Genomic DNA, 21,461 nt, shown 5'->3' with positions numbered 1-21,461 from the left:
GGATAAGCAGATCCCATTTTAAACCTTATGGAGTCGACCATGTTAAACCAGCTGGAAAGCCTGACTGAGCGCGTTGGAGGAAGTAACACCCTGGTGGATCGCTGGCTACATGTGCGCAAGCATCTCCTTGTGGCGTATTACAATCTGGTTGGACTTAAGCCTGGCAAAGAATCCTTTATGCGACTCAATGAAAAAGCGCTGGACGACTTTTGTCAGAGCCTGGTCGACTACCTCTCCGACGGCCATTTCAACCTTTATGAACGCATTATCCGCGAAATGGAAGGGACAACGCCGTATTTAGCGGCCAGCAAACTCTGTCCGCTGCTGGAAGCCAACACCCAGCAGATCATGGACTACTACGATTCCACGCTTGAGAACGCTATCGATCACGATAACTATCTTGAGTTTCAGCAGGCGCTTTCCGACCTTGGCGAAGCACTGGAAGAGCGATTCACGCTGGAAGACAAGCTCATCGCCCTCGTGCTGGACAACAACCTGACTATCAGCACCAGCGATAACGTTGCGCGCCCTGCTTGAGTTCTTAATCGTTAACGAGTAATTTACAACCATTCGCCCCTCTGCGGAGGGGGATTTTTCTTGTCGGAGTGCCCAGTGTGAAAGCACGGGCTGAGACCGTTAATTCGGGATCCGCGGAACCTGATCAGGTTAATACCTGCGAAGGGAACAAGAGTCACACTGCTGTTGTATCGCCTTCGGGCGATCTTCTCTTGCTTCATCCGTCGTCTGACAAGCCATGTCCTTCACATCTGGAATGAGCTATGTCTACAACAAAACTGACCCGCCGCGAACAGCGCGAACACGCACAACGCTTCATCGACACCCTGGAAGGCACCGCTTTCCCGAACTCAACGCGCATCTACATCACCGGTTCACAGGCCGATATCCGCGTGCCGATGCGCGAAATCCAGCTCAGCCCGACGCTTATCGGCGGCAGCAAAGAGCACCCGCAGTTTGAAGACAACGAAGCCGTGCCGGTGTATGACACCTCCGGCCCGTACGGCGATCCTGATGTTGCTATCAACGTGCAGCAGGGTCTGGCAAAGCTTCGCCAGCCGTGGGTTGATGCCCGTAACGACTGCGAAGAACTGAGCGTGCGCAGCTCGGCGTACACCAACGCGCGCCTGGCCGACGACGGTCTGGACGAGCTGCGCTTTACTGGCCTGCTGACGCCGAAACGCGCTAAAGCGGGCAAATGCGTAACCCAACTGCACTACGCGCGACAGGGTATCGTCACGCCGGAGATGGAGTTCATCGCCATCCGCGAAAACATGGGCCGCGAGCGCATTCGCAGCGAAGTGCTGCGCCACCAGCATCCGGGTGAAGGGTTTGGCGCTCGCCTGCCGGAGAACATCACGCCGGAATTCGTGCGTGATGAAGTAGCCGCCGGGCGCGCGATTATTCCCGCCAACATCAACCACCCGGAATCCGAGCCGATGATTATCGGCCGCAACTTCCTGGTGAAGGTCAACGCCAACATCGGCAACTCTGCCGTCACCTCTTCCATCGAAGAAGAGGTGGAAAAGCTGGTCTGGTCGACGCGCTGGGGCGCGGACACGGTGATGGACCTCTCCACCGGCCGTTACATTCACGAAACCCGCGAATGGATCCTGCGTAACAGCCCGGTTCCGATTGGCACCGTCCCGATTTATCAGGCGCTGGAGAAGGTCAACGGCATCGCCGAAAACCTTACCTGGGAAGCGTTCCGCGACACGCTGCTGGAGCAGGCGGAACAGGGCGTGGACTACTTCACCATTCACGCGGGCGTACTGCTGCGCTACGTGCCGATGACCGCGAAGCGTCTGACCGGTATCGTTTCACGCGGCGGTTCGATTATGGCGAAATGGTGCCTTTCCCATCATCAGGAAAACTTCCTCTACGAGCACTTCCGCGAAATCTGCGAGATCTGCGCCGCTTATGACGTTTCTCTGTCGCTGGGCGACGGCCTGCGTCCTGGCTCCATCCGTGACGCGAACGACGAGGCGCAGTTTGCCGAGCTGCACACGCTGGGCGAGCTGACCAAATTCGCCTGGGAGTACGATGTGCAGGTGATGATTGAAGGCCCGGGCCATGTGCCGATGCAGATGATCCGCCGCAACATGACCGAGGAGCTGGAGCACTGCCACGAAGCACCGTTCTACACCCTGGGGCCGTTGACCACCGATATTGCGCCGGGCTATGACCACTTCACTTCCGGGATCGGCGCGGCGATGATCGGCTGGTTCGGCTGCGCCATGCTCTGCTACGTGACGCCGAAAGAGCACCTCGGGCTGCCAAACAAAGAGGACGTGAAGCAGGGGCTGATCACCTACAAGATTGCCGCCCACGCGGCGGATCTGGCGAAAGGCCATCCGGGCGCGCAAATTCGCGACAACGCCATGTCCAAAGCGCGCTTTGAATTCCGCTGGGAAGACCAGTTCAACCTGGCGCTGGATCCGTTCACCGCCCGCGCCTACCACGACGAAACCCTGCCGCAGGAATCGGGCAAAGTCGCGCACTTCTGCTCCATGTGTGGGCCGAAGTTCTGCTCGATGAAAATCAGCCAGGAGGTACGCGATTACGCCGCCGCGCAGACCATTGAAGTCGGCATGGCAGACATGTCCGAAACCTTCCGCGCCAAAGGCGGCGAAATCTACCTCAAAAAGGAGGAGGCGTAATGTACCAGCCCGATTTCCCACCTGTCCCCTTCCGCTTAGGGCTTTACCCGGTGGTGGACAGCGTGGCGTGGATAGAGCGCTTGCTGGAGGCAGGCGTTCGCACCCTCCAGCTGCGCATCAAGGATAAACGCGACGAAGAGGTGGAGGCCGACGTGGCCGCCGCTATCGCGCTGGGACGTCGCTACCACGCCCGCCTGTTTATCAACGACTACTGGCGGCTGGCGGTTAAACACCAGGCGTATGGCGTGCATCTGGGACAGGAAGATCTGGAAACGACCGATCTCAACGCAATCCGTGACGCCGGTCTGCGGCTGGGCGTTTCCACCCACGATGATATGGAGATCGACGTGGCGCTGGCGGCCCGCCCCTCCTACATCGCCCTCGGCCACGTTTTCCCGACGCAAACCAAACAGATGCCGTCTGCCCCACAGGGTTTGGCTCAGCTGGCAGCCCACGTTAAGCGCCTTGCCGATTACCCCACCGTCGCCATCGGCGGAATCAGCCTTGAACGTGCGCCCGCCGTGCTGGAAACCGGCGTCGGCAGTATCGCCGTCGTCAGCGCTATCACCCAGGCCGCAGACTGGCAGACCGCCACCGCACGGCTTTTACAACTGGCAGGAGCAGGCGATGAAAGATCGTGATTTTATGCGCTACAGCCGCCAGATCCTGCTGGAGGATATCGCCATTGACGGGCAGCAAAAGCTGCTCGCCAGCCGGGTACTGATTGTCGGTTTGGGTGGCTTGGGCGCGCCCGCCGCGCTGTATCTGGCCGGGGCGGGCGCGGGAACGCTGGTACTGGCCGATGACGATGAGGTACACCTCAGCAACCTGCAACGGCAAATCCTCTTCACGACAGAAGATGTTAACCAGCCTAAAGCACAGGTTACGCGCAAGCGGCTGAACCAGCTTAACCCCGATATTGAACTGGTGGCGCTCCAGACGCGGCTGAGCGGAGAAGATCTGCAACGCGAAGTTGCCCTTGCCGACGTGGTGCTGGACTGCACGGACAATATGGCGACGCGTCAGGCCATTAATGCGGCCTGTGTTGCACAGAACACGCCGCTGATCACCGCCAGCGCGGTCGGTTTCGGCGGGCAGATAATGGTGCTTACGCCGCCGTGGGCGCAGGGCTGCTACCGCTGCCTGTGGCCGGACGAGGCTGAACCGGAGCGTAACTGCCGCACGGCTGGCATTCTTGGGCCGGTGGTGGGCGTGATGGGTACCCTTCAGGCGCTGGAAGCCATCAAGTTGCTCAGCGGCATGGAAACAGAGCGCAACACGCTCCGGCTGTTCGACGCCCGTTCCAGCGGCTGGTGCCATCTGGCGTTAAACCGCGCCAACCGCTGCCCGGTATGCGGAGGCCGCGATGCGCATTCTGTTTAACGATGAGCCGATGACGTGTGACGACGATCTCACCGTTGCCGCCCTGCTCGACACGCTGCGCCAGCTGAAGCCGGGAACGGCACTGGCGCTCAATCAACAGATCCTGCCGCGCGAGCGGTGGGAACATCAGCAGGTCATTGAAGGCGACCAGATCCTGCTGTTTCAGGTTATCGCAGGGGGCTGAGATGTTACGTATTGCCGACAAAGTCTTTGATTCACATCTGTTTACCGGAACCGGAAAATTCGCCTCCCCGCAGCTAATGGTGGATGCTATTCGTGAAAGCGGCAGCCAGCTGGTAACGCTGGCGATGAAGCGCGTGGATCTGCGTCAGCACAACGATGCCATACTTGCGCCGTTACTGGAGGCAGGCGTGACGCTCTTACCCAATACCTCCGGTGCGAAAACGGCCGAGGAAGCAATTTTCGCTGCGCATCTGGCCCGGGAAGCCCTCGGCACCTGCTGGCTGAAGCTGGAAATTCATCCGGACGCCCGCTGGCTGTTGCCCGATCCGATCGAAACCCTGAAAGCGGCAGAGACGCTGGTGCAGCAGGGATTCACCGTTCTGCCCTACTGTGGTGCCGATCCCGTGCTGTGTAAGCGTCTGGAAGAAGTCGGCTGCGCGGCCGTGATGCCGTTAGGGGCGCCCATTGGCTCCAACCAGGGACTGGAGACCCGCGCGATGCTGGAGATCATCATCGAGCAGGCGACCGTGCCCGTGGTGGTGGATGCGGGCATCGGCGTACCCAGTCACGCCGCGCAGGCGCTGGAGATGGGGGCCGATGCGGTGCTGGTCAATACCGCGATTGCGGTGGCCGACGACCCGGTGATGATGGCGCGTGCGTTCCGCCTTGCCGTGGAGTCCGGTCTGCTGGCACGACAGTCCGGCCCCGGCTCGCGCAGCTTTCAGGCGCAGGCCACCAGCCCGCTGACCGGTTTTCTGGAGGCACTCTGATGGCTACCTTTATCGATCGCTGGCGTCAGCTTAACTGGGACGATATTGCCTTACGCATCAACAGTAAAACCTCTGCGGACGTAGAGCGGGCATTAACAGCCCGGCATGTGACCCGCGAGGATTTGATGGCCCTGCTTTCTCCGGCAGCCAGCGCATACCTTGAACCGATGGCGCAGCGCGCGCAACGCCTTACCCGCCAGCGCTTTGGCAACACGGTGAGCTTTTACGTGCCGCTTTATCTCTCTAATCTGTGCGCCAACGACTGCACCTACTGTGGCTTCTCAATGAGCAACCGCATTAAGCGTAAAACGCTGGATGAGCATGAGATCGCCCGCGAGTGTGCGGCTATTCGTGAGATGGGTTTTGAACATCTCTTACTGGTGACGGGTGAACATCAGGGCAAAGTGGGGATGGACTATTTTCGCCAGCATCTTCCGGCCATCCGCCGCGAATTTGCCTCATTGCAAATGGAAGTGCAGCCTCTGTCGCAAGAGGAATATGCGGAACTGAAAACCCTCGGGCTGGACGGCGTAATGGTTTATCAGGAAACCTACCATGAGGCGACCTATGCCCGACATCACCTGAAAGGGAAGAAGCAGGATTTCATCTTCCGGCTGGAAACGCCGGACAGGCTGGGGCGCGCCGGTATCGATAAAATTGGGCTGGGCGCGCTTATCGGTCTGTCCGACAGCTGGCGGGTTGACTGCTATATGGTGGCGGAGCATCTGCTGTGGCTACAGCAGTACTTCTGGAAAAGCCGCTATTCCATCTCCTTCCCACGGCTGCGTCCGTGTACGGGAGGCATTGAACCCGCCTCGCTGATGGATGAGCGCCAGCTGGTGCAAACCCTGTGCGCATTTCGCCTGTTCGCGCCGGAAGTGGAATTGTCGCTCTCCACGCGTGAATCCCCCGCGTTTCGCGACCGCGCGATCCCTCTGGCGATCAACAACGTCAGCGCCTTTTCCAAAACGCAGCCGGGCGGTTACGCGGACGATCGCCCGGAACTGGAACAGTTTGCACCGCACGACGGACGACGGCCCGACGCGGTGGCGGAAGCCCTGACTGCACAGGGGCTACAGCCCGTGTGGAAAGACTGGGACAGCTGGCTGGGAAGAGCTTCGCATTTGCGCTGAAACCGCCTGCAACAATGCGGAAAGGTTACGAGACGGCTCGTAAGATCAACGCCGGGCGATTGAGGAGATCTGCCCGGTTTTATTAGGATTAACCACGTCAGCAACGGACGCTGACCAGGGTGAAAATGCTTCTTCCTCGTTTCGCCCTGCCCTCCGCCCCTTAAACAAAATTTCAATTGATAAAATAAATACGTCGTTTCTTATCTACTCTTAAGATAAATCAACCCGTCGGAAATCGCTTTCTGTATAATTTACTACCAGCAATCTGACAGCGACTATGCTGAGGATATCGACAGACGCAACGCGTCTACCATCTGGATTGATGCACAACTCATGGCACTCCACAGTAAAAAGCTCTCTTTCACCCGACCAATTATGGTCAGCTTCGCGGGGATTCTGTTCAGTTTCGCGATAATCGCGATCCTGGTCATCCTTTCACAACGGAAGGATTTTATTGAGGATTATCATAAAATTAATGGCAACTTCACCCATAATCTGGCGGTGAACTATACCGAATCCATTCTGCGAGAAAACGACTATATTCTTGGTCGCGCTGCGATGTACTACGCCCGTGAAGACAGAGTGAATCAGACGATAAATATCGATCCGACACAGGGTTTGCAGATGTTAATGCATTTGCAGAACCTGATGCCCACGGTGTCGTCTATCTCTCTGGCGGACACCGAAGGGCACCATCTGCGCGCGCCGGAAGTACTGCCAACGGAGAAGAGTAGGTCGTTCGACGCACGAACACGCCCATGGTTTATCGGGCAAGCGGAAGCCAGCAACTTTCCTCACTACACCCGCCCCTATCTGGACTATTTCACCCAACATCCTACGGTCACCCTCTATAAACCGGTCATTTCACCGGAAGGCCGTCTGAAGGGCACGCTCGCTTTCTATCTTGATTTAACCTCCATGGGGTATACCCTGCGCCAGATGGTGGCACCGGTTCAGGGTGAGTTTTTTGTCGTGGAACGTGACGGCGCCGTTGTGCTGCATCCGGACACGGGGGCGCTCTTTAAGCAGTACGTAAGCGAAGCGCTGATGGACAAAATGACCAGCGGCGAAGGGCATCTTTTCGACCCCAAAAGTAAAACCTGGTATTACTACTACTCTTTCACCAATCCGGACTGGTTTGTGATTTATCGGGTCTCCGATGCCACGCTTTCCGTCATCACCCGGCATGAAACCACCGTCGTCGGCTGGGGATTTGCGCTGGCGGCAATCATCATCATTCTGTTCGGGCTCTATCTGCGCCATGCCTCGCGTTCTGTGCTGATGAACATTATCAACGCCATCAAAACCGGAGACGTCAATCAGGCGCCACGTCTTGAGGCGATGCTCAGCCATACCATTCGAACCAATAAAGAACGCGAGCTGGCCTATGTCCGTCAGGCCACCCATGATGCGCTGACAGGCTGCAAGAACCGCCGTGCTTTCGACAACGATGTGGATGAGCTGCTGACCGCTCATCAACCCTTCGTTCTGGCGCTGGTCGATATCGATAACTTCAAATCTATTAACGACACCTGGGGCCACCTGAGCGGGGATATTGTTCTGCGCAGCGTGGCGCGCGAAGGTATTCAGATCATGCAGCCTCACCACGTTTCCGTTTACCGCTACGGTGGGGAAGAGTTCGGGGTGATTTTCCCGGCCGAGCTGATGAACTCCGCGCACGCGCTACTGGAAGCCTGGCGCACCGCCGTGGAAAAACGGACCTGGCGGGAAGAGAACCTGCGAGTAACCTTCAGCGCGGGGGTGGGAGAGTGGCACTTCGAACCGCTGGAACAATTTATCGGCAGCGTAGATGAAGCGCTGTATACCGCTAAACAACAGGGTAAAAACCGCATCGTAAGCACGGCCAGCCGATAATACCCTTCCTGAAATTCCGCCCGTTAAGACGGGCAGAATGCTTTCATGTATAAAATTGTAACCGGTTTCAGAAAAATGCCGATTTCTTTGTGATGCCTGACACACAATCGCGGTAAAGCGGTTGTTGAAGCGGTCTGCGCGGGATAATTATCAATAAACACATGTAGATCGAGGCTGACTATGAAGAACATCGTTTTATGCTGTGCAGCGGGAATGTCAACCAGCATGCTGGTTCAACGTATGAAAGATGCCGCGCAGAAAAAAGGAGTCGAAGTAACCATTAAAGCCGTTCCGGTCGCGGAGTTTAAAGATAACATCGCGACGGCTGATATCGTATTACTGGGGCCACAGGTTAAATACGAACAGGCAAAACTCCAGGCGCAGGCCGATCCGCTCGGAAAAAAGGTCGCGGTTATCGACATGATGGATTACGGCATGATGAAAGGTGATGCCGTACTGGAAAAAGCGCTCAAGCTGCTGGAGTCATAATGGAAGACTTAGAAACCACAATCATGGAGCTATTGGTCAATGCAGGTGCGGCGCGCAGTGCGGCCCTGACAGCGTTGCAGATGGCGCGAAAAGGTGACTTTGACGAAGCCGAGAAAGCGATGGAAGAGTCGCGTGAATATGTGAAACATGCGCATACTATCCAGACGCAGCTCATCGGTCTTGACGAAGGGACCGGGAAACTTCCGGTTAACCTGATCACCGTTCACTCTCAGGATCACCTGATGAACGCGATGGTCATTCAGGATCTGGCGGGCGATATGATTGAGCTTTATCGACGCATCCCGTTAGTGAATTGAAGACATACAGACGTAAAAAAACCCGCCGAGGCGGGTTTTTTATTGTCGGGTGGCGCTGCGCTTACCCGACCTGTGATTCATATGCCCGGTAATTTTACCTACCGGGCATCAACGATTACTCGTTGTCGGAACCGCCCAGACCTGCGTTCAGCAGTTCTGCAAGGCTCGCGGATGCATCTTCGGCAGTCACCTGCGGTGCAGCTGGCAGTTCACCCGCTGCACGACGACGCATACGATCCTGGTGGTACGCATAACCGGTACCGGCCGGGATCAGACGACCCACGATAACGTTCTCTTTCAGACCGCGCAGTTCATCACGTTTACCTGCAACAGCCGCTTCGGTCAGGACACGAGTGGTTTCCTGGAACGATGCAGCAGAGATGAAGGACTCGGTTGCCAGAGACGCTTTGGTGATACCCAGCAGATCGCGTGCAAAGGTCGCACCGATTTTGCCGTTCGCTTCCAGATCGCGGTTAGCGATCTTAACGCGTGAGTATTCAACCTGCTCGCCTTCCAGGAAGTCGGAGCTGCCCGCGTTTTCGATGGTTGCTTTACGCAGCATCTGACGAACGATAACTTCGATGTGCTTATCGTTAATCTTAACGCCCTGCAGACGGTATACGTCCTGTACTTCGTTAACAATGTAACGAGTAACAGCATGCACACCACGCAGACGCAGGATGTCGTGCGGCGCTTCTGGACCATCGGAGACCACGTCACCACGTTCCACGCGTTCACCTTCGAACACGTTGAGCTGACGCCACTTAGGAATCATCTCTTCGTACGGCTCGCTGCCATCTACTGGCGTGATAACCAGACGGCGCTTACCTTTGGTCTCTTTACCGAAGGAGATGATACCGCTGATTTCAGCCAGGATAGCAGGCTCTTTCGGACGACGTGCTTCGAACAGGTCCGCAACGCGTGGCAGACCACCGGTGATGTCCTTGGTACCGCCGGATTCCTGAGGAATACGCGCCAGGGTGTCACCAGAGCTGATCTGTACGCCATCTTCCAGCTGTACAATCGCTTTACCCGGCAGGAAGTACTGCGCAGGCATATCGGTGCCAGGGATCAGAACGTCATTACCCTGAGCATCAACGATTTTCAGTGCAGGACGCAGATCTTTACCACCGGTAGTACGTTCAGCAGAATCCAGAACCACCAGAGAAGACAGACCGGTCAGCTCGTCGGTCTGACGAGTAATGGTCTGGCCGTCGATCATGTCAGTGAAGCGGATGAAACCACTTACTTCGGTGATAACCGGCATGGTGTGTGGATCCCAGTTTGCTACGGTTTCGCCGCCGGCAACCTGCTCGCCATCACCTTTCGCCATAACCGCACCGTAAGGCACTTTATAGCTCTCTTTGGTACGACCGAATTCGTCGATCAGCTTCAGCTCGGTGTTACGAGAAGTCACAACCAGCTTGCCTGCGGAGTTAACAACAGACTTCGCGTTGCTGAGCTTGATGCTACCTTTGTTTTTCACCTGGATGCTGGATTCAGCAGCCGCACGAGATGCCGCACCACCGATGTGGAACGTACGCATCGTCAGCTGTGTACCCGGCTCACCGATGGACTGTGCCGCGATAACGCCGATAGCCTCACCTTTGTTGATGATGTGGCCACGCGCCAGGTCACGACCGTAGCAGTGCGCACACACACCAAAGTCGGTGTCACAGGATACAACGGAACGCACTTTCACAGAGTCAACAGAGTTCGCTTCCAGCAGGTCACACCACTGTTCGTGCAGCAGAGTGTTGCGTGGAACCAGAATGTCTGCGGTGCCCGGCTTCAGGATGTCTTCCGCGGTCACACGACCCAGTACGCGATCGCGCAGCGGCTCTTTAACATCACCACCCTCGATAACCGGGGTCATGGTGATACCTTCGAGGGTGCCACAATCGTCTTCGGTGACGACCAGATCCTGCGCAACGTCAACCAGACGACGCGTCAGATAACCGGAGTTCGCCGTTTTCAATGCGGTATCCGCCAGACCTTTACGCGCACCGTGCGTGGAGATGAAGTACTGGAGTACGTTCAGACCTTCACGGAAGTTCGCGGTGATTGGCGTTTCGATGATGGAGCCATCTGGCTTCGCCATCAGACCACGCATACCTGCCAGCTGACGAATCTGTGCCGCAGAACCACGCGCACCGGAGTCGGCCATCATGTAGATGCTGTTGAAGGAGACCTGCTGCTCTTCTACGCCGTCACGGTTAATCACGGTTTCGGTTTGCAGGTTATCCATCATCGCTTTGGATACACGATCGTTCGCCGCAGCCCAGATATCGATAACTTTGTTGTAACGTTCGCCTGCGGTTACCAGACCAGACTGGAACTGCTCCTGGATCTCAGCAACTTCAGCTTCCGCTTCAGAGATGATCTCGTGTTTCTTCTCTGGGATGACCATGTCATCGATACCAACAGATGCACCTGAACGCGCTGCATAAGCAAAGCCGGTGTACATTGTCTGGTCAGCGAAGATAACGGTCGGCTTCAGGCCCAGAATGCGGTAACAGGTGTTCAGCATTTTGGAGATCGCTTTCTTGCCCAGCGCCTGGTTGACGATGGAGAAAGGCAGACCTTTCGGTACGATCATCCACAGAATCGCACGGCCAACGGTCGTGTCTTTCAGGCTGGTAATCGCCACGAATTCGCCGTTTTCATCTTTTTCGTATTCGGTGATACGCACTTTAACGCGCGCATGCAGAGAGGCCAGGCCAGCGCGATAAATACGCTCAGCTTCTTTCGGGCCAGTCAGCACCATGCCTTCGCCTTTGGCGTTAACACAGTCACGGGTCATATAGTACAGACCCAATACAACGTCCTGAGAAGGAACGATGATAGGTTCACCGTTCGCTGGAGACAGGATGTTGTTGGTAGACATCATCAGCGCACGCGCTTCGAGCTGGGCTTCCAGCGTCAGCGGTACGTGAACAGCCATCTGGTCACCATCGAAGTCGGCGTTATAGGCCGCACAAACCAGCGGGTGCAGCTGGATCGCTTTACCTTCGATCAGGACTGGCTCAAATGCCTGGATACCCAAACGGTGCAGAGTTGGTGCACGGTTCAGCAGTACCGGGTGTTCGCGGATCACTTCGTCCAGGATATCCCAAACGACAGCTTCTTCACGCTCAACCATTTTCTTAGCGGCTTTGATGGTGGTGGCCAGGCCACGCAGTTCCAGCTTGCCGTAGATGAACGGTTTGAACAGCTCCAGAGCCATTTTCTTAGGCAGACCGCACTGATGCAGACGCAGGTATGGACCTACGGTGATTACAGAACGACCGGAGTAGTCAACACGCTTACCGAGCAGGTTCTGACGGAAACGACCCTGCTTACCTTTGATCATGTCGGCCAAAGATTTCAGAGGACGTTTGTTAGAACCGGTGATCGCACGACCGCGACGACCGTTATCCAGCAGGGCATCTACCGCTTCCTGCAGCATACGTTTTTCGTTGCGTACGATGATGTCCGGCGCAGCCAGATCCAGCAGACGTTTCAGACGGTTGTTACGGTTGATCACGCGACGGTACAGATCGTTCAGATCCGACGTTGCGAAACGACCACCATCCAGCGGAACCAGCGGACGCAGATCTGGCGGCAGAACCGGCAGAACGGTCAGGATCATCCACTCTGGTTTGTTACCAGACTGTACGAACGCTTCCAGCAGTTTGATACGCTTGGTCAGCTTTTTACGCTTGGTTTCGGAGTTGGTTTCGTTCAGCTCTTCGCGCAGAGTTTCACACTCTTGCTCCAGATCCATGCTCTTCAGCAGGGCCTGGATAGCTTCCGCACCCATCTTCGCGTCGAATTCGTCACCGAACTCTTCCAGCGCGTCCAGATACTGTTCTTCGGTCAGGATCTGGTTACGTTCCAGATTCGTCATCCCGCCTTCGATCACAACATAAGATTCGAAGTACAGAACACGTTCGATATCGCGCAGCGGCATATCCAGCAGCAGGCCGATACGGGACGGCAGAGATTTCAGGAACCAGATGTGAGCAGTTGGAGACGCCAGCTCAATGTGGCCCATACGCTCACGGCGTACTTTGGTCTGGGTCACTTCAACGCCGCACTTCTCACAGATCACACCACGGTGTTTCAGGCGCTTGTACTTACCGCACAGGCACTCGTAGTCTTTTACTGGCCCGAAAATACGCGCACAGAAAAGGCCGTCACGCTCAGGTTTGAACGTACGGTAGTTGATGGTTTCCGGCTTTTTAACTTCACCAAAAGACCATGAACGGATCATGTCTGGCGAAGCCAGAGCAATTTTGATCGCATCAAACTCTTCGGTTTTAGTCTGCGCTTTCAGAAACTTTAATAAATCTTTCACGGATTTGCTCCCGTCGGAGTTAGCACAATCTGGTGTCGGGGGTTAACCCGACACCAGTGACCTGTTTGAGCGAGAATTACTCGTCTTCCAGTTCGATGTTGATACCCAGCGAACGAATCTCTTTCAACAGTACGTTGAAGGATTCTGGCATGCCCGGTTCCATCTGATGGTTGCCGTCTACGATGTTCTTATACATCTTAGTACGACCGTTCACGTCATCAGACTTAACGGTGAGCATTTCCTGCAGGGTGTATGCTGCGCCGTATGCTTCCAGCGCCCACACTTCCATCTCCCCGAAGCGCTGACCACCGAACTGAGCCTTACCACCCAGCGGCTGCTGAGTAACCAGGCTGTAAGAACCGGTAGAACGAGCGTGCATCTTGTCGTCGACCAGGTGGTTCAGTTTCAGCATGTACATGTAACCTACGGTTACCGGACGCTCGAACTGTTCACCGGTACGGCCGTCAAACAGCGTAATCTGACCAGACGTTGGCAGACCACCCAGTTGCAGCAGCTCTTTAATTTCAGCTTCTTTTGCACCGTCGAATACCGGCGTTGCAATTGGCATACCCTTACGCAGGTTTTCCGCCAGACGCAGAACTTCATCATCGCTGAAGGTGTTCAGGTCGACTTTCTGACGCACGTCGGTACCCAGATCGTAGGCACGCTGGATGAACTCGCGCAGTTTCGCGACTTCTTCCTGCTGCTTCAGCATGGCGTTAATCTTGTCGCCGATACCTTTCGCAGCCATACCCAGGTGGGTTTCCAGGATCTGACCGATGTTCATACGAGACGGTACACCCAGTGGGTTCAGTACGATATCTACCGGCGTACCGTTAGCATCGTGCGGCATATCTTCGATCGGGTTGATCTTAGAGATAACACCCTTGTTACCGTGACGACCTGCCATCTTGTCACCAGGCTGGATCTGACGTTTAACAGCCAGATACACCTTAACAATCTTCAGCACGCCTGGTGCCAGATCGTCGCCCTGAGTGATTTTGCGGCGTTTCGCTTCGAGTTTTTTCTCGAACTCGTGTTTCAGTTCGTCATACTGCTCAGCCAGCTGTTCCAGCTGATTCTGTTTCTCTTCGTCGGTCAGGCCCAGCTCCAGCCAGCGATCGCGTGGCAGTTTGTCGAGCTTCTCAGCTTCAACGCCACCGGCAACCAGCACCGCATAGATACGGCTGAACAGACCCGCTTCGAGGATTTGCAGTTCTTCAGACAGGTCTTTCTTAGCCTGTTTGAGCTGCATCTCTTCGATTTCCAGCGCACGCTTATCTTTCTCAACGCCGTCACGAGTGAAGACCTGAACGTCGATAACCGTACCGGAAACACCGTTTGGTACGCGCAGAGAAGAGTCTTTAACGTCAGACGCTTTCTCACCGAAGATAGCACGCAGCAGTTTCTCTTCTGGCGTCAGCTGGGTTTCGCCTTTCGGTGTAACCTTACCAACCAGAATGTCGCCGCCGGTCACTTCCGCGCCGATGTAAACAATACCGGATTCATCCAGTTTAGAGAGCGCAGCTTCACCCACGTTAGGGATGTCGGCAGTGATCTCTTCTGGCCCCAGCTTGGTGTCACGGGACACACAGGCCAGTTCCTGAATGTGGATGGTGGTGAAACGATCTTCCTGAACCACACGCTCGGAGACGAGGATGGAGTCTTCGAAGTTGTAACCGTTCCACGGCATGAACGCTACGCGCATGTTCTGACCGAGCGCCAGTTCACCGAGGTCGGTGGACGGACCGTCTGCCAGCACGTCGCCGCGCTCAACTGGCTCACCCAGAGATACGCAAGGCATCTGGTTGATACAGGTGTTCTGGTTAGAACGGGTGTATTTGGTCAGGTTGTAGATGTCGATACCCGCTTCGCCCGGATACATCTCGTCTTCGTTAACTTTGATAACGATGCGGGATGCGTCAACGTACTGAACGGTACCGCCACGCTTAGCAACTGCTGTAACACCGGAGTCAACGGCAACAGCACGTTCCATACCGGTACCAACCAGCGGCTTATCAGCACGCAGAGTTGGAACGGCCTGACGTTGCATGTTCGCACCCATCAATGCACGGTTGGCGTCATCGTGTTCCAGGAACGGGATCAGGGACGCACCGACGGATACCACCTGTTGGGTGGATACGTCCATGTAGTCAACCTGGTCGCGGCTGAACAGGCTGGATTCGCCTTTGCTACGGCAGGTAACCAGATCTTCTACAAAGTGGCCTTCGTCATCCAGGTTGGAGTTCGCCTGAGCGATAACGTAGTTGCCTTCTTCGATAGCAGACAGGTAATGAATTTCGTCGGTAACCACACCGTCGGTCACTTTACGATACGGGGTCTCAAGGAAACCGTATTCGTTTGTCTGTGCGTACACGGACAGGGAGTTGATCAGACCGATGTTTGGACCTTCAGGCGTTTCGATTGGACATACGCGACCGTAGTGAGTCGGGTGTACGTCTCGAACTTCAAAGCCTGCACGTTCACGGGTCAGACCGCCTGGGCCGAGTGCAGAGATACGACGTTTGTGCGTGATCTCAGACAGCGGGTTGTTCTGGTCCATGAACTGAGACAGCTGGCTGGAACCGAAGAACTCTTTCACTGCCGCAGAAATCGGCTTGGCGTTGATCATATCCTGAGGCATCAGGGTATCCAGATCGCCCAGAGACAGACGCTCTTTCACCGCACGCTCTACACGAACCAGGCCAACGCGGAACTGGTTTTCCGCCATTTCGCCTACGGAACGGATACGACGGTTGCCAAGGTGGTCGATATCGTCCACTTCGCCTTTACCGTTACGGATATCGATGAGCTTCTTCATCACTTCAATGATGTCGTCTTTGCTCAGGATACCGGAACCTTCGATTTCGTCGCGCAGCAGAGAACGGTTGAACTTCATACGACCTACCGCGGACAGATCGTAGCGGTCTTCGGAGAAGAACAGGTTCTCGAACAGGCTTTCAGCCGCTTCGCGAGTTGGTGGCTCACCAGGACGCATCATGCGGTAGATTTCAACCAGCGCGCTCAGACGATCGTTGGTTGGGTCGACGCGTACAGTCTCAGAGATGTACGGACCGTGGTCCAGATCGTTGGTGAACAGCGTTTCGATACGTTTGTGGCCAGACTGGCTCAGCTTAGCCAGCAGATCCAGGCTCAGCTCCATGTTCGCCGGGCAGATCAGCTCGCCAGTTGATTCATCAACGTAATCTTTCGCGGCTACTTTTCCTGCAATGTATTCAACCGGAACTTCGATGTGTTTGATATCATCTTTTTCCAGCTGGCGGATGTGGCGCGCGGTGATACGGCGACCTTTTTCCACATACACTTTGCCGTCGGCTTCGATGTCGAACGACGCGGTCTCACCACGCAGACGTTCCGGCACCAACTCCATCTGCAACTTGTTGTCGCGGATTTCAAAGATCACTTTCTCAAAGAACAGGTCCAGGATCTGCTCAGTGGTATAGTTCAGTGCACGCAGAATGATGGTTGCAGGCAGCTTACGACGACGGTCGATACGGACAAACAGGTTGTCTTTTGGATCGAATTCGAAGTCCAGCCATGAACCACGGTAAGGAATGATGCGTGCGTTATACAGTACTTTACCGGAAGAGTGCGTTTTACCTTTATCGCTGTCGAAGAAGACGCCCGGGCTACGGTGCAGCTGGGAAACGATAACACGCTCAGTACCGTTGATAACGAAAGTACCGTTGTCCGTCATGAGTGGAATTTCACCCATGTAGACTTCTTGTTCTTTAATGTCTTTTACGGTGCCTTCCGGCGCTTCGCGCTCGTAGATCACCAGACGCAGTTTTACGCGCAGCGGTGCGGAATAGGTCACGCCACGGATCTGACATTCCTGAACGTCAAACACCGGTTCGCCAAGGCGGTAGCTGACGTACTGCAGCTCGGAATTACCGCTGTAGCTCTGAATCGGGAACACGGAACGGAAGGCTGCTTCCAGGCCGTACTGCCCTTCAGGATCTTGCTCGATAAACTTCTGGAACGAGTCAAGCTGGATAGAAAGGAGATATGGAATGTCCAGAACTTGTGGACGTTTACCAAAATCCTTACGAATACGTTTTTTCTCGGTATAGGAGTAAACCATAGGGTTCCTCAGCTCGCTGACAAGTCGACCCATCTGTCCGACGAAGGGACAGTTTGTGCAACACCATTTTGTGGACCGGAAAATTGAATACTTTCCGCAATACCTGTTGCTATCACGCTTAAACCATTTCATTGCGATTTACACAGAGCGAGCACCCTGTCGCAGTATATTAAGTCGTCGATAGAAACAAGCATTGTCAGGACAACCAGCAGTCAAACAGTGTGAAATGCTGCTGATGCCTTACAGCGCAAAAAGGCTGGTGACTAAAAAGTCACCAGCCATCAGCCTAATTACTTAGGCTGCAACCAGAAAAGTTGGCTTATTTAACTTCAACTTCAGCGCCAGCTTCTTCCAGAGATTTTTTCAGTGCTTCTGCGTCGTCTTTGCTCACGCCTTCTTTCAGCGCAGCTGGAGCAGATTCTACCAGGTCTTTAGCTTCTTTCAGACCCAGGCCAGTTGCGCCACGTACTGCTTTGATTACAGCAACTTTGTTCGCGCCAGCAGCTTTCAGAATTACGTCGAATTCAGTTTTTTCTTCAGCAGCTTCAGCCGGGCCCGCAGCTACAGCTACAGCAGCAGCAGCAGAAACACCGAATTTTTCTTCCATTGCAGAAACCAGCTCTACAACGTCCATTACGGACATAGCTGCTACTGCTTCAATGATTTGATCTTTAGTGATAGACATTTAAATTGTTCCTGAAAATCAGAATAAGTTTATACGTAAGCAAATGCTTTATAAAGATAACTGCGATTAAGCAGCTTCTTTCGCATCGCGTACAGCAGCCAGAGTGCGAACCAGTTTGCCAGCCGCAGCTTCTTTCATGGTTGCCATCAGGCGTGCAATTGCTTCTTCGTAGGTCGGCAGGGTGGCCAGGCGATCGATTTGCGATGCCGGGATCAACTCACCTTCAAAGGCTGCAGCTTTGACCTCAAATTTTGCATTCGCTTTCGCGAACTCTTTGAACAGACGAGCAGCAGCGCCCGGGTGTTCCATAGAGTATGCAATCAGGGTCGGACCAACAAACGTGTCTTTCAGGCACTCGAACTGAGTACCTTCAACTACGCGACGCAGCAGGGTGTTACGAACAACACGCATGTATACGCCAGCTTCACGACCTGCTTTACGCAGTTCAGTCATTTTGTCTACAGTAACGCCACGGGAATCCGCAACTACTGCAGACAGCGCGCCTTTGGCTACTTCGCTGACTTCAGCAACAATCGCTTGTTTGTCTTGAAGATTTAAAGCCATTAGCTTTGCTCCTGGATGTTTGCCGGAACTCATGTTCCGGAACTCACTTCACTCGACCCAACGGGAAGAGCGTCTTAATACGGTGAGCAGAAACAAGCCAGAGTATTTAAAATAATCTTAGCGTTCTGTCACCGTCTACGCAGGGGATTAAGTTTCTTGCGAAACACCTGCGGTCTTCGACGGAGGCCTGGATAGGCCAGGCTCCAACGAACAATTCTTTTAGCCGCTAACTTTTGTTAGCAAACGTGGGGGTAAGATTGTAGACAAAATCACCGCCCACGTAAAGGCATTAGTTTGCAGCAGCGCTCAGGCCAGCCTGGTCAACTGCAACACCTGCACCCATGGTGGTGGAGATGCTAACTTTCTTGATGTACACGCCTTTCGCCTGAGTTGGTTTAGCTTTTTTCAGCGCAACCAGCAGAGCTTCCAGGTTTTCTTTCAGTTTGTCAGCGTCAAAGTCCACTTTACCGATGGTGGTGTGGATGATGCCGTTTTTGTCGTTACGGTAACGAACCTGACCTGCTTTAGCGTTCTTAACCGCTTCAGCAACGTTAGGAGTTACAGTACCCACTTTCGGGTTTGGCATCAGGCCGCGTGGACCCAGAACCTGGCCCAGCTGGCCAACAACGCGCATTGCATCTGGAGAAGCAATAACAACGTCAAAGTTCATTTCGCCTTTCTTGATCTGATCAGCCAGATCTTCCATACCTACCAGTTCAGCGCCGGCAGCTTTAGCCGCTTCAGCGTTTGCACCCTGAGCAAATACAGCTACGCGTACGGAACGGCCAGTACCGTGTGGCAGTACAGTTGCGCCACGAACGTTCTGATCGGATTTACGAGCGTCGATGCCCAGGTTAACGGCAACGTCAACGCTTTCAACGAACTTAGCAGTTGCCAGTTCTTTCAGCAGAGCGATAGCTTCGTTGATGTCGTACTGTTTGGTCGCATCAACTTTGTCACGGATCACGGACATGCGCTTGGTCAGTTTAGCCATTTCTTAGTCCTCCACTACCAGGCCCATGGAACGTGCAGTACCTTCAATGGAGCGAGTCATCGCTTCAATGTCGGAACCAGTCATGTCGGCAGCTTTGGTCTGCGCGATTTCCTGCAGCTGAGCGCGGGAAATTTTACCCACTTTGTCTTTGTTCGGCTTACCGGAACCAGACTTGATGCCCGCTGCTTTCTTCAGCAGAACTGCTGCTGGAGGGGTTTTGGTAACGAAAGTGAAAGAACGGTCAGCGTAAACAGTGATTACAACTGGGATTGGCAGACCTTTTTCCATGGATTCAGTTTTGGCGTTGAACGCTTTACAGAATTCCATGATGTTCACACCCTGCTGACCCAGAGCTGGACCAACTGGTGGACTTGGGTTCGCCATACCTGCTGCAACCTGCAGCTTGACGTAGGCTTGTACTTTCTTAGCCATTCTAAAATCCTCTGATTGGGTAATAACGCCTCGGAGAGGCTCCCCGTGAATAAAATTCGTTTTACGGGTCGGAACCCATAAAAACAAAAGGCGCGAAATTGTATTCCAATCTCGCGCCCTGTGCAACGATTAAATCGTCGCTTTTTTGATCGCTGCTTAGGCTTTTTCTACCTGAGCAAAGTCCAGCTCTACCGGGGTCGCACGACCAAAGATAGAAACGGAAACTTTCAGGCGGGACTTCTCGTAGTCCACTTCTTCGACGACGCCATTAAAGTCAGCAAACGGACCGTCGTTAACACGAACCATCTCACCCGGTTCAAACAGCGTTTTCGGACGCGGTTTATCACCCACCTGCTGGAGGCGGTTCATAATCGCATCAACTTCTTTGTCGCTGATTGGCGCCGGACGGTCAGATGTGCCGCCGATAAAGCCCATCACGCGTGGTACGCTGCGCACCAGGTGCCAGCTCGCGTCGTTCATCACCATCTGAACCAGCACGTAACCCGGGAAGAATTTACGCTCGCTTTTGCGACGTTGGCCGCCACGGATCTCAACCACTTCTTCGGTCGGAACCATAACTTCGCCAAATAACTCTTCCATATTGTGTAATTTGATATGCTCACGCAGCGACGTAGCTACGCGGCCTTCAAAACCGGAAAACGCCTGAACGACGTACCAGCGCTTTTTAGGGGCTTCAGACATCTCAGAACCTCAGGCCAGTGATAAAGGATACCAGGCGAACCAGAATACCATCCAGTCCCCACAGGATCAGTGACATTACAGCGGTTACCGCCGCTACAATCAGCGTGGTGTGCAATGTTTCCTGGCGAGTCGGCCAAATGACCTTGCGGACTTCGGTACGCGCTTCGCGGGCAAACGCAACGGTCGCTTTGCCTTTCGTCGTCAACAGCGCGACACCACCCGCCGCAGCAATCAGAATTACCACTGCAAGCGCGCGTAGCGGCAGCATCATGTCACGATAAAGATAGTTGCCGACAATCGCCACAATCAGCAGCACGGCTACAACTACCCATTTCATCGCTTCCAGGCCGCGCCCGCTCCCTTGAGCTTCGGTATTCGCACTCATAAACCAACCTGTCAGAAGTATTCTACAAACATTTTCACCCCGCGAGTGCGAGGCAAACCAATCGAAATGCTATTCGCTTTTCGTATTATACGCTCTCCGCAGAGCCTGTCTCAGCAATGATTATGACAAAATTAATCACTGATGAGCCAGGTTCTGATGTGAAAGCGTGCAAAAAGGGCATCAAATGATGCCCTTTTATTGCGCATTGCGTCAAATGTTATCAGCGATTAGCCGAGAACTTTAGCAACAACGCCCGCGCCAACGGTACGGCCGCCTTCACGGATTGCGAAACGCAGACCGTCGTCCATCGCGATTGGGTGGATCAGAGTCACAACCATCTTGATGTTGTCGCCTGGCATTACCATCTCTACGCCTTCTGGCAGTTCGATGGTACCGGTCACGTCAGTTGTACGGAAGTAGAACTGTGGAC

Annotated in this window: 18 protein-coding genes, 1 pseudogene and 1 riboswitch; of the genes and pseudogenes, 10 read left to right on the top strand and 9 right to left on the bottom strand. The window is 54.5% G+C overall.

Annotated features, from left to right (window positions below; translation table 11 throughout):
• Positions 1 to 39 precede the first annotated feature (39 nt).
• From ACOTXC_RS22005 to ACOTXC_RS21960, 10 genes are all read left to right on the top strand, one after another.
• Positions 40 to 537: an Rsd/AlgQ family anti-sigma factor gene (locus ACOTXC_RS22005; RefSeq protein ID WP_023299075.1), complete on the top strand. Its 498-nt coding sequence runs from the start codon at positions 40 to 42 to the stop codon at positions 535 to 537.
• A gap of 54 nt (positions 538 to 591) precedes the next feature.
• Positions 592 to 701: riboswitch (TPP riboswitch) on the top strand.
• Between the two features lie 78 nt (positions 702 to 779).
• Positions 780 to 2,675 (top strand): phosphomethylpyrimidine synthase ThiC, encoded by a 1,896-nt coding sequence (gene thiC, locus ACOTXC_RS22000; RefSeq protein WP_032626494.1) that lies wholly within the window; start codon positions 780 to 782, stop codon positions 2,673 to 2,675.
• Complete coding sequence (gene thiE, locus ACOTXC_RS21995; RefSeq protein ID WP_032626496.1) at positions 2,675 to 3,316, top strand: thiamine phosphate synthase; 642 nt, start codon at positions 2,675 to 2,677, stop codon at positions 3,314 to 3,316. The genes thiC and thiE overlap by 1 nt, the downstream gene beginning before the upstream one ends.
• Positions 3,303 to 4,058, top strand: a complete 756-nt coding sequence (thiF, locus tag ACOTXC_RS21990; RefSeq protein WP_032626498.1) for a thiazole biosynthesis adenylyltransferase ThiF — start codon at positions 3,303 to 3,305, stop codon at positions 4,056 to 4,058. Before thiE ends, thiF begins: the two co-directional genes overlap by 14 nt.
• Positions 4,042 to 4,242: a sulfur carrier protein ThiS gene (thiS, locus tag ACOTXC_RS21985; RefSeq protein WP_032626499.1), complete on the top strand. Its 201-nt coding sequence runs from the start codon at positions 4,042 to 4,044 to the stop codon at positions 4,240 to 4,242. Before thiF ends, thiS begins: the two co-directional genes overlap by 17 nt.
• A gap of 1 nt (position 4,243) precedes the next feature.
• Positions 4,244 to 5,011, top strand: a complete 768-nt coding sequence (gene thiG, locus ACOTXC_RS21980; RefSeq protein WP_023299071.1) for a thiazole synthase — start codon at positions 4,244 to 4,246, stop codon at positions 5,009 to 5,011.
• Entirely contained in the window at positions 5,011 to 6,144 is a 1,134-nt protein-coding gene (thiH, locus tag ACOTXC_RS21975) for a 2-iminoacetate synthase ThiH (RefSeq protein WP_032626501.1), read from the top strand. Before thiG ends, thiH begins: the two co-directional genes overlap by 1 nt.
• Before the next feature lie 333 nt (positions 6,145 to 6,477).
• Positions 6,478 to 8,019, top strand: a complete 1,542-nt coding sequence (locus ACOTXC_RS21970) for a sensor domain-containing diguanylate cyclase (RefSeq protein ID WP_421767952.1) — start codon at positions 6,478 to 6,480, stop codon at positions 8,017 to 8,019.
• A gap of 180 nt (positions 8,020 to 8,199) precedes the next feature.
• Complete coding sequence (locus ACOTXC_RS21965; protein WP_010425948.1) at positions 8,200 to 8,508, top strand: PTS sugar transporter subunit IIB; 309 nt, start codon at positions 8,200 to 8,202, stop codon at positions 8,506 to 8,508.
• A complete protein-coding gene (locus tag ACOTXC_RS21960) occupies positions 8,508 to 8,825 on the top strand; it encodes a PTS lactose/cellobiose transporter subunit IIA (RefSeq protein ID WP_003862327.1) in 318 nt (105 codons plus the stop codon). Before ACOTXC_RS21965 ends, ACOTXC_RS21960 begins: the two co-directional genes overlap by 1 nt.
• 115 nt (positions 8,826 to 8,940) lie before the next feature.
• Here ACOTXC_RS21960 and rpoC read toward each other — a convergent pair whose 3' ends face one another.
• The 9 genes and pseudogenes from rpoC to tuf all read right to left on the bottom strand — a co-directional run.
• The gene (gene rpoC / locus ACOTXC_RS21955; RefSeq protein WP_023299069.1) at positions 8,941 to 13,164 is read right to left on the bottom strand and encodes a DNA-directed RNA polymerase subunit beta'; all 4,224 of its coding nucleotides are present in this window, start codon (positions 13,162 to 13,164) and stop codon (positions 8,941 to 8,943) included.
• A gap of 76 nt (positions 13,165 to 13,240) precedes the next feature.
• Positions 13,241 to 17,269, bottom strand: coding sequence for a DNA-directed RNA polymerase subunit beta (gene rpoB / locus ACOTXC_RS21950; RefSeq protein ID WP_023299068.1), 4,029 nt, complete (start codon positions 17,267 to 17,269; stop codon positions 13,241 to 13,243).
• A gap of 319 nt (positions 17,270 to 17,588) precedes the next feature.
• Positions 17,589 to 17,954, bottom strand: coding sequence for a 50S ribosomal protein L7/L12 (rplL, locus tag ACOTXC_RS21945; protein ID WP_002445276.1), 366 nt, complete (start codon positions 17,952 to 17,954; stop codon positions 17,589 to 17,591).
• Positions 17,955 to 18,020: 66 nt separating this feature from the next.
• Positions 18,021 to 18,518 carry a 50S ribosomal protein L10 gene (rplJ, locus tag ACOTXC_RS21940; protein ID WP_003862338.1) on the bottom strand — a complete coding sequence of 166 codons (498 nt, stop codon included), beginning with the start codon at positions 18,516 to 18,518 and terminating at the stop codon, positions 18,021 to 18,023.
• A gap of 289 nt (positions 18,519 to 18,807) precedes the next feature.
• Positions 18,808 to 19,512, bottom strand: coding sequence for a 50S ribosomal protein L1 (rplA, locus tag ACOTXC_RS21935; RefSeq protein ID WP_006810530.1), 705 nt, complete (start codon positions 19,510 to 19,512; stop codon positions 18,808 to 18,810).
• 3 nt (positions 19,513 to 19,515) lie between these two features.
• Positions 19,516 to 19,944 carry a 50S ribosomal protein L11 gene (gene rplK / locus ACOTXC_RS21930; RefSeq protein WP_003862340.1) on the bottom strand — a complete coding sequence of 143 codons (429 nt, stop codon included), beginning with the start codon at positions 19,942 to 19,944 and terminating at the stop codon, positions 19,516 to 19,518.
• 156 nt (positions 19,945 to 20,100) lie between these two features.
• A complete protein-coding gene (nusG, locus tag ACOTXC_RS21925; protein ID WP_003862341.1) occupies positions 20,101 to 20,646 on the bottom strand; it encodes a transcription termination/antitermination protein NusG in 546 nt (181 codons plus the stop codon).
• Position 20,647: 1 nt separating this feature from the next.
• Positions 20,648 to 21,031, bottom strand: coding sequence for a preprotein translocase subunit SecE (gene secE / locus ACOTXC_RS21920; protein WP_003862342.1), 384 nt, complete (start codon positions 21,029 to 21,031; stop codon positions 20,648 to 20,650).
• A 227-nt stretch (positions 21,032 to 21,258) separates the two neighbouring features.
• A pseudogene (gene tuf, locus ACOTXC_RS21915) lies at positions 21,259 to 21,461 on the bottom strand (elongation factor Tu); the annotation flags it as partial.

Source organism: Enterobacter cloacae complex sp. IR5428, from assembly GCF_049238585.1.
Lineage (GTDB): Bacteria > Pseudomonadota > Gammaproteobacteria > Enterobacterales > Enterobacteriaceae > Enterobacter > Enterobacter intestinihominis.
The sequence above is the reverse complement of the archived record's forward strand: the minus strand, read 5'-3'. Positions and strand labels throughout refer to the sequence as shown.